This window comes from Facklamia miroungae, from assembly GCF_012396555.1.
Taxonomy (GTDB): Bacteria; Bacillota; Bacilli; order Lactobacillales; family Aerococcaceae; genus Facklamia; species Facklamia miroungae.
Window position 1 is genome coordinate 18,872 of record NZ_JAAXPS010000007.1, and the last position, 13,497, is coordinate 32,368.

Here is a 13,497-nt window from a genome sequence, read left to right on the forward strand (position 1 = left end):
TGTTTTTAAGGACTCACTAACAAAATAAAGACATGTTAGGTAGTTTGTGCTAAACTTAACATGAAGTTTTGAATGAGTAGAGGGGTTTTTATTAGTGAGATCAATATATAGTTTAACTTTAGCCGATTTAACCGAATGGTTGGCTCAAAGGGGCGAAAAGCCTTATCGGGCAGATCAAATTTGGCAATGGCTTTACCGGCACCATGTGGCTTCTTATGAGGAAATGACTAACATTCCTAAAAAAATACTTGAGCCTTTATCTGAGGAATTTGTTTTTTCGCCTTTACGCACTGAGATTGTCCAAAAGGCTCAAGACAAAACAACTAAATTTTTATTTGAATTACATGATCATTCAATGATTGAAACGGTTCTGATGTATCACCATTATGGTATTTCTGTGTGTGTAACCACTCAAATCGGGTGTAACATCGGTTGTAAATTTTGTGCATCAGGCTTGATTCCCAAAGTTCGCGATTTAGAAGCGGGTGAAATTGTTGCTCAAATTATGTATGTGCAACGTCATTTAGATCAATTGGGTCAAGGTGAAAAAGTTTCGCATATTGTTGTGATGGGTATCGGAGAACCTTTTGATAACTATGATAATGTGATGAAATTCTTAAGAATCGTTAACTCAGACAAGGGATTAGCCATTGGGGCGCGTCATATCACCGTCTCAACTTCCGGACTGGCGCCCAAAATTCGTGAATTTGCTCGTGAAGGGTTGCAGGTGAACCTTGCTGTGTCCCTCCATGCGCCGAATAATGAAACGCGGTCTTCGATTATGAAAATTAATCGTGAATATCCGATTGAAGAATTATTTGATGCGATTTATGAATATATTGAACGAACTAATCGACGGGTTACTTTTGAATACATTATGATTGATGGGGTCAACGATACCCCTCAACACGCTAAAGAATTAGCGGCTTTGTTAAAGCCAATGTTAAAACTAGCGTATGTCAATTTGATTCCCTACAATCCGGTCGCTGAAAATCCATTCCAACGATCAAAAGCGGATAATATTGCCAGATTTTTTGATATTTTAATGAAAAATAATGTCAATTGTGTTGTTCGCAAGGAGCATGGAACTGAAATAGAAGCAGCCTGTGGGCAATTACGATCTCAATATGAGCGAAAAAGAAAAAATAAGACGGCTAAGAAGACTAAAGAAGAAATTCGTCAGTTATCCCAAGAGCGTAAAGCTGCTAAAATTTCTGCACAAACAAATTAAAGGCGAATCGAAGCTTATCTTTAAATTTAATAAAGCCCTATTACAATTGGACCATGGGTCAAGCGCTTAAGGGCTTCTTCCGGTAATTTAAAAAGATCTCAAGAATGGCTATTACATATTTAATAAAGTGTGATATAATTTCTTAGATAGTCCATATAAAGGAGGGCAACTATGTATAACGCTTTAATGATTTCGTTAATTGTGGTATCAATTTTGATTATATTATTAGTTATTATGCAACCGTCTAAGAGTAATGCAGCATCAACTCTTACAGGTGGAGGAGATGATGGTTCTGTTAAATCTAAAGCACGTGGTTTCGAGGCTTTCTTAATTCGTGCAACAACTGTTTTGGGCGTGCTGTTTTTTGTTATTGCCTTAGCGTTAGCCTATTTATCAGCTAAATAGTAGATTAATATTACGAATAGACGCACATGCTGGCCTTCTACTGCCACATGTGCGTATTTTTTTAGAATCAGAGGAATTTCTTTTGTTTCTTACAAGGTTTAGATACAATACTAGTAAGAGGTTAGGAGTGAAAATAGTGATTAATGTTCCATTTGATAAGGCTGTTTATTTAGAAGGTGACGATAAAAGGGTAGGAGTTCTTCTTTTCCATGCCTATACAGGTTCAACTCGTGATATGAACCTTTTAGCGCGCTTATTAAATCGACAAGGCTATACCGTTTTAGTTCCACAATTTAGTGGGCATGATACGCAAAATATAAAAACGGTATTAGAGTATTCGCCAAACATTTGGCGTCAGGAAGCACATGAAGCCTATCATTGGATGCTATTACAAGATTATGACCACCTCTTGGTTTTTGGTCTTTCAATGGGCGGGGTAATGGCGACTGACATTATCTCACAAAAAGATTTTAAAGGAAGTGGCGGTGGGATTTTTAATGCGCCAGTCGTGACGGAAGAGCCTATTGATATATCAAATTCATTTATGCATTTAGGCAAGTTTTTGGCTAGTCAGCGACATGATACTGAGACTTTTATGGAAGAATTTGATGATATCTTGGAAGAGCATTGGCAACAGATGAAAGAACTAGAAATAATAAAGCGAGAAATCGCATCAAAATTAACGAATATTCATGTCCCTTTCTATATTGCTCAATCCGGCGAAGATGAATTAATTGATCCAGAAGATAGTTATCTCTTGCAAGATTACTTAGTCAACGCACGCATTGATTTTCACTATTTCCCCCATAATACCCATTCAATACCGACCAATCGTGATCGTAAAGAATTTGATCGATCTGTCTTAGATTTTGTAAAACAAGTGACCCAACCTTTATAAGGTGAGAGAGGAGAATAAAACTTGAGTTTATCTAGATTAGAAAAAGATATTATTGTTTTTTTACAAGGAAATAAGGAGGAATCCTTTTCGGTAGATCAACTTTCTCAAATTTTTAATTATCGAGGAACTAAAAACTATAAGAAATTGATTAAGGCCCTTGCTTTTTTAGAAAGAATTGGAGAGATACAGCTAACACCCGAGGGACACTTTAAGGCCTTTTCTTCTAATGAAGAGGTAGTAGGAATATATCGAGCAAATGAAAAAGGGTTTGGTTTCGTTTCTTATGAAGATGCAGAAAGCGACTTTTTTGTTCCGAGAGGCAAAAATGGAGGAGCAATGGAAGGAGATACGGTCCGAGTTAGGATTGTAAAACACGTTAACCCAGCAACCGGTAAAGGGTCAGAAGCACAAGTGGTTGAAGTAATAGACCGTAAAGCAAGTCAATTAGTCGGAGAATTCTATACCTTTAACCAAGACGAACGTCAGTCTACAGGTTATGTAGGATATATTAAACCGCAAGGAGAATTTCCGGATGAAACAAAAATATTTATTCGACCGGATGGTATTCATCCGGCCAACCATACCATTTGTATTGTTGAAATAGCCGAATATCCAGATGGCCACAAGCCGAATGAGATGGTTGGACTAGTTACAAAAGAAATTGGCCATAAAGATGCTCCGGGAGTAGATATTTTAGCTGTGCTTTTCCAATTCGGTATTCCGCATGAATTCCCCAAGGAAGTACTAAAAGAATCTGAAGCAGTAGAGCAAACGATTCAGCCAGAAGAAATTCAAGGTCGTAAAGATTTACGGGATCAATTAATCATTACCATTGATGGAGCCGATGCTAAAGATCTAGATGATGCGATTAGTCTGCAGAAAATTTCTGATAAAGAATATCATTTAGGAGTTCATATCGCTGATGTTTCTCATTATGTGATACCGGGATCGGCCATTGACCGTGAAGCCTATGAGCGTGGAACATCTGTCTATCTAACAGACCGTGTGGTGCCGATGTTACCACAAAGATTATCTAACGGGATTTGTTCACTTAATCCAAAGGAAGATCGTTTAAGTCTTACGTGTGAGATGGTGATTAACAATCAAGGACAAGTGGTTAAACACCAAATTTATAAATCAGTTATCCATTCATCCTATCGAATGACTTATTCAGATGTAAATGCCATACTAGATGGTGATCCTACTTTAAGACAAGACTATCAAGAGATTGTTCCTATGTTAGAAGAAATGGCTGAACTGCATGATATTCTTTACCAGATGCGTCGTCAAAGAGGAGCTTTAGATTTTGACGCACCGGAAGCTAAGATTTTAGTGGATGAAAAAGGACATCCAACTGAGATTGTTTTACGAGAAAGATTTACGAGCGAACGCTTAATCGAGTCTTTTATGTTAGCCGCTAATGAGACAGTCGCTAAAGACTATTTGGGAAAACAATTACCTTTCTTATATCGGATTCACGAACAGCCTGATTCAAATAAGATGGATCGATTTGCCGAGTTCATCTCAAGTTTTGGAGTGGTTTTAAGAGGAAATACGGAAGATATGGCTCCAAGAGCCTTGCAAGAAGCTCTAAAAAAAGTTAAAGGTGAGGATTATGAACAAGCTGTTTCTACTATGATGTTGCGATCCATGCAACAAGCAAAATACTCTGAAGAACCAGCCGGACACTTTGGATTAGCAGCAGATGACTATACTCATTTTACTTCTCCTATACGACGTTATCCCGATCTGATGGTCCATCGGTTAATCAGTCTATACTTAGCTGGAAAGCCTTCTAATAAAGAGATTTCAAAGTTAGAAGACCAGTTACCAGGAATTGCAATTCATTCGTCTAAGATGGAACGTCGGGCGGTGGATGCAGAACGAGAAACAGATGCACTTAAAAAGGCAGAATTTATGATGGATAAGGTTGGCGAGAGTTTTTGGGGAACAATTTCCTCAGTCACTTCTTTCGGAGTCTTTGTCGCCTTGCCAAATACGGTAGAAGGTCTCATTTCGATCCAAAATTTAGAGGATGACTATTATCATTTTAATCCAGACCACATGCTTCTAATTGGTGAAAGAACACATAAGATCTTTAGAATTGGACAGCGGGTCAAAATTCAAGTTTCAAGTGTAAGTGTTGAAGATAGACAAATTGACTTTAAGCTGATTGAAGCTGAGCCCGTGGAAGGTATCGATCCTAAAGTGATACAATTTTCCACTCAAAATAAGAAAAAAGGCAAACCAAGAAAAACCTCAACTAAAATGGATAAAAATTTAGCAGGTAAAAAGGTAGTTGCAAAAAGCAAATCAAAGAGAACAAAAAAGACTAAAAGAAAGAAATACTAGGAGTTATCTGTCTTCAAGCAGAGAATGCTATGCAAGCTCCTAGCAATAGCGAGGAGATTTTATGGCAAATAATAAGATGAAACAGGACAAACCTTTAGCCCAAAATCGTAAGGCGAGACATGATTATGAAATTGTGGATACTTATGAAGCAGGCTTGGTTCTCAAAGGAACAGAGATTAAATCAATCAGAGCGGGGAAAATCAATATTCAAGATGGGTTCATTTCGATTTATAATGGGGAAGCGTGGTTAAAAAATGTTCATATAAGTCCTTATGATCATGGCAATTTATTTAATCATGATCCTTTGCGGGATCGCAAATTACTTTTACATCGGAAAGAAACCTTGGATATTGATCAAGCGACTCGTCAAAAAGGGATGACCATTGTTCCATTAAAAGTCTATTTAGTAAGAGGACGTGCTAAAATTTTAATTGGAGTTGCTCGGGGCAAACACCATTATGATAAGCGTCAAGCTCTAAAAGAACAACAAGCAAAACGCGATATTGATCGAGCACTCAAGGTAAGATAAAAAAACAGCAAGCATTCTGGAGGATAAAAGGATGCTTGCTGTTTTATCGTTAATTAGCATGGGTTTCCTGATAAAGATTCCCTTGCCATTGGAGGAGGTAATTTATTTCAGAGGATCGCCATCGTTTTTCAAAACAATCTCCACTAGGGAGTGTTGACGAAAAACATAATTCCTCTGTATCGCTAGTTATAAAAGTAGTACCGCTATTAAATTCAAATTGATAATCGTTAGATAATGTTCCCACCCACTGAGCTTCTTTACTTGTTTCTATTTGCTGGAATATATTATATCCTTGAGAAACAAGTTCTTGAGTAATGGTTTCAAATGAAAACTCATTTACTTCAGCGGCATAAGGCATAATTTGTTGTTTATTTAACCATTCTCCATCAGGTTCAATCCTAGTAAAAGCTGGTTGAAAATTTAATGAAGGTTGTAGATAAATATGCATTTTGTGTAAGAGAAGGAAAGCTTCCGAATTTGAATCCTCAACCTTAATGATGTTGAGTGTTGGATGTAGTAAATCGTTTGAATGCAACTTATATGCATTAAAGGTTTCTTTTTGAAGAAGATGACAATCATCAAGAATTGTCTCTTCAAGACTAACTGACCATTGGTCGGTGATAAAAGAGTATAAAATAAAATGACTCAAAAGACTTTGAATTTGTAATTGATAATAATGATTTGACTGCTGAATTCTTTGTCGATGGAGGGCATTAAGATGGATGATACCCATGTAGATGATGTGACTAAGCAACATAAAACATAGAATCATCGGAATGATCAGACCACGTTTATTTTTCATTCCATTCATCAACCCCATCAAAATTAGTATGGAAGGTATGAGCAAACACTTGATCATTCGTTAGCTGGACGGAAATGGTGATAAAAGGTTCATTTTGGACTAAATCCCAGGATTTTACATGGTATAAATAGGGATGGTGGCCGGGTCGGCGATAAATTTTTTTGTTTTTTAAAACAATAGAACTTTTTTCATAAACATTGCTTTTCAAACAAAGATGGATTTCTTGCTGAGTAACCCTTTCGATCAAAAAATGCTCAAACTCGCTTTCCATTATTAAAGTAAAATGTTGCCAATCAAATGTACGATCGTGGCGTAAATTTTGATCAATTTTTTGATAATGTTTAATACTAATCATCAGTGTATGCATAATAAATGCTACGATACATAGAGTTAATAAGCACTCGATTAAAGTGAAAGCAGATCTTGCTTGTTTAAATTTCCTGAATATCTTGAAGTGAAATATGATAGTTACTCCCTCTCTTAAATTCTATTTGGCATGAAGTTGCATCACAAGAAAAAGCTTCAACTTCAATCGAATATAACAATTGATTCGTTTCTATAGTTGAACTGAGTAAAGCTTCTTTTTGCTCTATATCTAAAGTGGAAAGTTGAATATCCACTAACTGATAAAAAAGATGCCATTCTTGGGATTCGGTTTTTAGTTGTTTGAAAGTCCGCAGTTCTTGAGTCAGTCCAGGTAAATAAAAACTTAAAAGCCATGAAAAAATTATGAGACCAACAAGTGCTTCAATGAGACTGGTCCCTTGTTTGTTTCCTAAAATCAAACTGACCACTTCCTAGCTGAAAAATAAGTTCAAAATAGTTTCCATCATCATCCAAGAAAAAAACCGTTTCAAAATCATTAATTCGACCATCTTTAAGGTAGTAAAAAGAAAAAGACGAGAGGATGGACAAATTACTAGGGGCTCTAAGTTGACTAATCATTTCGCGAGAATCTATCTGCCAAAAGAAAATGGTTCCCGTTTTGCTAAATACGACTTGAACTGGAGCTTGACGAATAATGGCTCTATCTTGAGCATAATACAACTGGCTTTTCAGTTGATCAGTAAAAACCTTTATTTGGTAACTATCTTTAATTTTTTGATAAGGGAAAAAAGATAGGAGAATTAATAACAAGCAGAGAATTGATAAAACACAAAGAGTCTCAATAAGTGTAAAAGCTGATTTAGAATTTTCCGGCATTAGGGAGATAAAATTTGATTGAGAACAGTTTGATCAATTCGTTCTTTTGCTTCATCCGCTTGTTTTTGGGTAAGATAGCCTTCATTTACTAACTGCTCTAGCGTCAATGACTCTGTACGATCTTCGACTAGATAATAAGCATCAGCTTGCGTTTCAACAATTTCTGTTATATTTTCTACTGCCTGTTGATCAATACGATCTTTTTGCCCTGATACATTTGGAATGATAATAGCCATTAATAGCGAAACAATGATAAGCACAATAAGCATTTCTAAGAGCGTAAAAGCTCCTTGGTTTTTAAAAAAATTAGGAAGCTTAATTTTCTTAAGAACTCTTTTTTTCATAAATACTCCTTTTCATATCTCCATTGTCAACATCGGTAACATAAGAACAAGGTACATAGCCATTACAATAACGGCGATAACTATGAAAAGTATCGGCTGAATAAAACTTAATTTTTTATTTAAATCTTCGACCACCTCCTCAAAAATCTTTTCAGCATAGAGTTTACACTTTTGGCCAGTTTGACTAGTTAGTTCTCCTTGGTAGATAACCAGACTAAGAGTCTGTGTGAAAATGCCTATATGATTTAAGGAGTCTCTTAAATCCCTTCCTGCTAAAAATTGCTGATGTAAATAATTGGCTAATTCACTTAGAAAAGGATCGATTGGATACATAATTAGTAAGTCCAGTGTTTCTTGCATAGAAAACCCACCTGCATAAAAATAAGAAAGTTCATCTGCTAAACGATAAGAAGCATATTTTTTAATCGCTTGATCTATTAAAGGGGTTTTAGCTAATAACTGAAATCTTTTTAATACTGGCATCTGCATTAGATAAAAATCAATGATCAAATAAAAGATTAAACAAATGGATAGAAGGGCAATCGATATTTGAGGGAGAAAAGTAAATAGAATCAGGAGGTATCGTGCAAAAACGTGTGTGTTTAAAATATCTTCATTAATAAAGGAGAGAATATGAGGAAGCATCCAATGACGCATGGCAAATAATAAGCAAGTTAAAAACACCATTAAAAAACAAGGATAGATCAGTGTTTTGATTAATTTTTTTTGATAATCATGAATAGTTTTTAAATGATCTACTATTTCAAATAGAGCCTGAGTAAATCGTCCTTGTTTTTGAGCAAAAAACAATTGAGCGGCAATGCGAGAGGAATACCCATAAGCTATAATCGTTTGATCGAAACTTTGCCCGCTACTCAATTTTTGCAGTATTTGATCAATAATTACCACTCTTTTTGCTAATAAAATTTTCATAAACTGAAGACTTTGATTAATTGAAAAACCTTGTTGAATCATCTCCCCTAATACTTGTAGAAAATAGATTCTTTCTACTTGATTAAAGACTAATTGGCGGCTTTTAAAGTATTTCAAAATGCTCATAGTCTTTTTGACAGATGTATCCATATGCCCACGCCTTTCTTAACTGACTATTAATTGGAGAAAAACAAGGTAATAAATTAAGTTGACCCAGGTAGTTTTTTAAAGCTTTGCCATATAATATTTCAAAGAGAGCTGCTCTTTGAAAGGCCTTGGGAATATGTGGACAAGATAACTGAACCTTGCTTTGGCAAAGAGGGCAAAAGCGCGGAATCAGTCGTTGCGAAACAACGCCAATGAGGGACTGTTTTAGTTGTTCCTGACTGATTTTTAATTCGTTTAATCGAGCAATGACTCCTAATGAATCTTTAGCATGAATGGTCGCGATCATAAGGTGTCCGGTCAAGGCTCCTCTAAGCGTCATCCGTGCCGTTTCTTCATCACGGATTTCTCCGATAAACAAAATATCTGGATGGTGCCTCAGTGAGGACTTAATTAAAAGGTCATAAGAAATGCCGATTTTTTCATTAACCTGCGTTTGTAGGAAGGAAGATTCTTTAATTTCTACGGGATCTTCCATTGTGATCACTTGCAATTTTTCTTCTTTTACTCTCTCACGTAAGAGTTGATAAATGGTAGTTGTTTTACCTGAATTAACGGGTCCTGAAAGCAGTATTAACCCGGCTTTTTTTCTTATTAAAGTTCGGATGAGATCCACTTGTTTTGGAAAATAAGCGTTTATTTGTTGAGCTTGATGGATGGTACTAAAGATAACCCGGATGACTAAGGATTCGATTAGATTAACGTCTGTTATCGTTGAGAGTCTTAGTTCAACTCTCTGATTTTCATTCACAAAAAATTGACAAGCCCCGGATTGAGGTCGTCTCTTTTCACCAACATCCATATTGGCTAGAAATTTATAATGGGCAATGACTTGTTTCCCAACGGATAGAGGGAAATTTTTATAGAAATGGAGTTGACCATTAATTCTCAAGAAGATTTGATAGCTATCTACATGGGGCATAAAATGAATATCAGAGGCTAATTGATTGATGGCCTCCGCAATTACTGATTTAGAAATAACTTCTATCATTTGATCACCTTTTTGACTAGTCTGAATATTAAATACGCAATCAGACGAGAAATGGCGCTAATTTTTTTTAAGTCTAAATAAGAGCCTTTGTATCAAACTATACCTACTTATCAAAGTATGATAGAATAAAGTGACAACGAGTGTATAGCTCATCCATCAGTTGAAATAAAAAAATAAGGAGTTATTTATACATGATTTTTAAAGTAATGTACCAAGAAAGTAAAGAACAAGTTCCTACCAGAGAAATGACTCAATCCCTATATCTTGAAGCTAGAGATCGAGTAGAAGCGATTGATAAAGTGACAAAGAATACACCATACAATATTCAATATGTCCAAGAGCTAGATGAAGCTCATTTGGCATATGAGAAAGAGCAAGAAGACTTTAAGTTGGTGGAGTTCTAAAATGTCAGTAAATATTAAGAATAATGAGGTTGGTGTTTTTGCCTTAGGTGGCCTGAATGAAGTTGGAAAGAATATGTATGGTGTCCAATTTCAAGATGAAATCATCATTATGGACTCAGGAGTCATGTTTCCAGAAGATGAATTGTTAGGAATTGACTATGTTATTCCTGACTATCAATACCTCCTTCAAAATAGGAATAAGATTAAAGCAGTTATTATATCACACGGTCACGAAGACCACATAGGTGGGATTCCTTTTCTATTGCGAGAAATAAACGTGCCGATTTATGCTGGTAAATTAGCTTCTGCTTTAATCCGTAATAAATTACAAGAACGCGGTTTATTAAGAGATGCAGAAATTCACGAAATCGACGAAGATTCAGTGATCCGCTTCCGTAAAACAAGTGTTAGCTTTTATTTAACGACCCACTCAATTCCTGAAGCATATGGTATTGTGGTTAAGACACCTCCAGGTAATATTGTGTTTACAGGTGATTATAAATTTGACTTTACACCTGTAGGAAAGCCGGCTGATTTACATAAAATGGCGCGAATTGGAGAAGAGGGTGTATTACTTCTTTTAGGTGATTCAACCAATGCAGAGGTTCCAACTTTTACTAATTCAGAGAAAATTGTAGGCATATCGATTCGGAATATTATTCAAAAAGAAGAGGGACGGGTTATTTTTGCAACCTTTGCTTCTAACGTTTCTCGCTTACAGCAAGTGGTAATGACAGCTTATGAAACTGGACGCAAGATAGTTGTTTTTGGTCGCTCTATGGAGTCATCGATTAAAACTGCTAGAGAGCTGGGCTATGTTGATGATAAGGGTGAAGATATCTTTATTGAATCACGTGATATAAATAAATATCCGGCCAATAAAATCTTGATTCTTTGTACAGGATCGCAAGGTGAGCCAATGGCGGCTTTAAGTCGAATTGCCAATGGAACTCACCGTCAAATTTCCTTACAACCTAATGATACGGTTATATTCTCTTCCTCTCCTATTCCAGGCAATACAATGAGCGTTAACCGGGTAATTAATCAGTTGAGTGAGCAAGGTGCTAAAGTGATCCATGGTAAAGTTAATAATATTCATACTTCAGGTCACGGTGGACAGCAAGAACAGTTATTGATGCATCGGTTGATGAAACCTAAATATTTTATGCCCGTCCATGGTGAATATCGGATGCTAAAAATCCAATCAGAATTAGCTCAAATGACAGGAATACCTAAGGATAATTGTTTTATCATGTCTAACGGGGATGTCTTAGCATTAACAGCTGATTCAGCACGGATAGCTGGACGATTCCCTGCACAGGATGTTTATGTTGATGGAAATGGTATCGGAGATATTGGTAGTATTGTTCTTAAAGACCGAAAAGCACTATCAGAAGAAGGATTAATTATCGTTTCTGCTACCATTGATTTTGCAGCTAAACAATTAATTTCAGGACCAGATATCATGTCACGTGGCTTTATTTATATGCGTGAATCCGCTGATCTCATTAATGATATTCAAAATAAGGCAAGATCGATCATTAATCGTGGTTTAAATGAGTCTGGCCCAAATGTGAGTGAACGAAGTGTACGCGATTTATTACTCAGTCAATTAGAGCCGGCAATTTATCAGAAAACGCAAAGAAATCCAATGATCATGCCTATCTTATTAGATATTAACAAAGGGGTAAGACCCCATCAGACTAAACAAAATGAAGGAAAGTAAAGGAGTAATCAAATGGAGAGAATAAACAAATTACGTCAGGTGCTAAAAGAAAATCAATTTGATGCTATATATGTCACAGACTTGTTGAATGTTCGATATTTAACTGGTTTTACTGGTTCCACCGGGGTTGTTTTTGTGACCCAAGATAAAGCATTCTTTATTACAGACTTCCGCTATAATACACAAGCGAATCAACAAGTGAAGTCTGCATCTGTTGTTATTCATCAAAACGGAGTTGATCAAGAAATAAAAAATCTAATTGATCAAGAAAAGATTAAAACCCTAGCAATTGAAGCGGATAATATGAATGTTAGTCATTATTTGAGAATTCAAGAACTCTTTGAAGTTGATATTAAAGCTAGTCAAGGATTAATCGAAAAGATTCGTTTGATTAAAGATGAATCGGAATTGGCAACGATCCGTCAAGCTTGCGAAATTACAGACCAAGCGTTTGAACATATTCTAACCTTTATAAAACCAGGAGTAACTGAAATTCAAGTTGCAAACGAATTAGAAGCTTTTCTTAAGGATAAAGGATCAACGGGCATGTCATTTGACACTATTGTTGCTTCCGGTGAACGTTCTGCAATGCCTCATGGGGTTGCCAGTGAAAAAGTGATTGAAGATGGAGATATTGTGACTTTAGATTTTGGTTGCTATTACAATGGCTATTCTTCAGATATGACACGTACCATAGCTGTGGGATCGATTTCTGACAAATTGAAAGAGATTTATGAAATTGTGCTTGAAGCACATCAACGTGTTATCCAAGAGGCGAAAGCTGGAATGACTGGTAAGGAAATTGATGCGATAGCTCGGGATTATATCACTGAAAAAGGTTATGGCGAATACTTTGGTCATTCTACAGGCCACGGCGTTGGTTTGAACGTTCATGAAATGCCGGCTGTTTCTAGTCGTTCTGAAGATGTAGTGGTTTCTAATATGGTAATTACTGATGAGCCCGGCATTTATATACCAGGTATTGGTGGTGTTCGGATTGAAGATGATTTAATCGTGCAAGAAGATCGCGTAGTTCCAATTAACCGCAGTCCAAAAGAATTAATAATTTTATAGGAGGCTAAAAGATGTCAAATAAACAAACTGTCTCATTTGAATCTCTAAGCAAACAATATTTGGGAGAAATTAATATTACGATGGGTGTCCTCGAGGATATTGCGGCGAAAGCAGCTTCTGAAATTGATGGTGTGCTTAGTTCCTCTCAGAAAAAAGAAGCCGGAAAATTCTTGCGTATTCAAGGTTCAGGCGTAAATGCGAAAATGCGTCAAATCGAAGATCGAATTACTATTGATATTAATGTGCGTATAGCTTATGGCAAGACAGTTCCTATTATTGCTGCAGCTATTCAGGAACGTGTTAAAGAACAAATTTTATATATGACGGATTTAGTTGTTAGTCAAGTGAATGTTCACGTGCAAGCGATCGATACAGAGCCACAAACACAAATAGGGTCTTCTGTAGAGCATAAGGAAAACGAATTAGAAATCGGAGAATAG

At 36.2% G+C, this 13,497-nt stretch carries 16 protein-coding genes; 9 read left to right on the forward strand and 7 right to left on the reverse strand.

Features of this window, described 5'->3' with window-relative positions; translation table 11 throughout:
• The first annotated feature begins 94 nt into the window (after positions 1 to 94).
• From rlmN to smpB, 5 genes are all read left to right on the forward strand, one after another.
• Positions 95 to 1,231 (forward strand): dual-specificity RNA methyltransferase RlmN, encoded by a 1,137-nt coding sequence (gene rlmN, locus HF969_RS07220; protein WP_090290183.1) that lies wholly within the window; start codon positions 95 to 97, stop codon positions 1,229 to 1,231.
• 171 nt (positions 1,232 to 1,402) lie between these two features.
• Positions 1,403 to 1,636, forward strand: coding sequence for a preprotein translocase subunit SecG (gene secG / locus HF969_RS07225; RefSeq protein WP_090290184.1), 234 nt, complete (start codon positions 1,403 to 1,405; stop codon positions 1,634 to 1,636).
• Positions 1,637 to 1,763: 127 nt separating this feature from the next.
• Positions 1,764 to 2,534: an alpha/beta hydrolase gene (locus HF969_RS07230; protein ID WP_245694849.1), complete on the forward strand. Its 771-nt coding sequence runs from the start codon at positions 1,764 to 1,766 to the stop codon at positions 2,532 to 2,534.
• 21 nt (positions 2,535 to 2,555) lie between these two features.
• On the forward strand, positions 2,556 to 4,886 hold the full coding sequence (gene rnr, locus HF969_RS07235; protein WP_090290185.1) for a ribonuclease R: 2,331 nt from the start codon (positions 2,556 to 2,558) through the stop codon (positions 4,884 to 4,886).
• 61 nt (positions 4,887 to 4,947) lie between these two features.
• A complete protein-coding gene (smpB, locus tag HF969_RS07240; protein ID WP_090290186.1) occupies positions 4,948 to 5,415 on the forward strand; it encodes an SsrA-binding protein SmpB in 468 nt (155 codons plus the stop codon).
• A gap of 49 nt (positions 5,416 to 5,464) precedes the next feature.
• Here the strand turns inward: smpB and HF969_RS07245 are convergent, their stop codons facing one another.
• From HF969_RS07245 to comGA, 7 genes are all read right to left on the reverse strand, one after another.
• Positions 5,465 to 6,217, reverse strand: a complete 753-nt coding sequence (locus tag HF969_RS07245) for a hypothetical protein (protein WP_143406565.1) — start codon at positions 6,215 to 6,217, stop codon at positions 5,465 to 5,467.
• Positions 6,207 to 6,584 carry a ComGF family competence protein gene (locus HF969_RS07250; RefSeq protein ID WP_090290188.1) on the reverse strand — a complete coding sequence of 126 codons (378 nt, stop codon included), beginning with the start codon at positions 6,582 to 6,584 and terminating at the stop codon, positions 6,207 to 6,209. The genes HF969_RS07245 and HF969_RS07250 overlap by 11 nt, the downstream gene beginning before the upstream one ends.
• 64 nt (positions 6,585 to 6,648) lie before the next feature.
• Positions 6,649 to 7,002, reverse strand: coding sequence for a hypothetical protein (locus HF969_RS07255; RefSeq protein WP_090290189.1), 354 nt, complete (start codon positions 7,000 to 7,002; stop codon positions 6,649 to 6,651).
• On the reverse strand, positions 6,965 to 7,420 hold the full coding sequence (comGD, locus tag HF969_RS10200; protein WP_090290190.1) for a competence type IV pilus minor pilin ComGD: 456 nt from the start codon (positions 7,418 to 7,420) through the stop codon (positions 6,965 to 6,967). The genes HF969_RS07255 and comGD overlap by 38 nt, the downstream gene beginning before the upstream one ends.
• Complete coding sequence (gene comGC, locus HF969_RS07265) at positions 7,420 to 7,764, reverse strand: competence type IV pilus major pilin ComGC (protein ID WP_090290191.1); 345 nt, start codon at positions 7,762 to 7,764, stop codon at positions 7,420 to 7,422. The genes comGD and comGC overlap by 1 nt, the downstream gene beginning before the upstream one ends.
• Before the next feature lie 12 nt (positions 7,765 to 7,776).
• The gene (gene comGB / locus HF969_RS07270) at positions 7,777 to 8,847 is read right to left on the reverse strand and encodes a competence type IV pilus assembly protein ComGB (protein WP_090290192.1); all 1,071 of its coding nucleotides are present in this window, start codon (positions 8,845 to 8,847) and stop codon (positions 7,777 to 7,779) included.
• Positions 8,801 to 9,880, reverse strand: a complete 1,080-nt coding sequence (comGA, locus tag HF969_RS07275; protein ID WP_455333756.1) for a competence type IV pilus ATPase ComGA — start codon at positions 9,878 to 9,880, stop codon at positions 8,801 to 8,803. Before comGA ends, comGB begins: the two co-directional genes overlap by 47 nt.
• A gap of 164 nt (positions 9,881 to 10,044) precedes the next feature.
• On the opposite strand from comGA, the gene HF969_RS07280 reads away from it, so the two are divergent.
• The 4 genes from HF969_RS07280 to HF969_RS07295 are packed head-to-tail and all read left to right on the forward strand — an operon-like array spanning position 10,045 to position 13,497.
• On the forward strand, positions 10,045 to 10,257 hold the full coding sequence (locus HF969_RS07280) for a DNA-directed RNA polymerase subunit epsilon (RefSeq protein ID WP_090290194.1): 213 nt from the start codon (positions 10,045 to 10,047) through the stop codon (positions 10,255 to 10,257).
• A 1-nt stretch (position 10,258) separates the two neighbouring features.
• Positions 10,259 to 11,983, forward strand: coding sequence for a ribonuclease J1 (gene rnjA, locus HF969_RS07285; RefSeq protein ID WP_090290195.1), 1,725 nt, complete (start codon positions 10,259 to 10,261; stop codon positions 11,981 to 11,983).
• Positions 11,984 to 11,995: 12 nt separating this feature from the next.
• Positions 11,996 to 13,057, forward strand: a complete 1,062-nt coding sequence (locus tag HF969_RS07290; protein WP_090290196.1) for a M24 family metallopeptidase — start codon at positions 11,996 to 11,998, stop codon at positions 13,055 to 13,057.
• Between the two features lie 11 nt (positions 13,058 to 13,068).
• Positions 13,069 to 13,497 carry an Asp23/Gls24 family envelope stress response protein gene (locus HF969_RS07295; RefSeq protein WP_090290197.1) on the forward strand — a complete coding sequence of 143 codons (429 nt, stop codon included), beginning with the start codon at positions 13,069 to 13,071 and terminating at the stop codon, positions 13,495 to 13,497.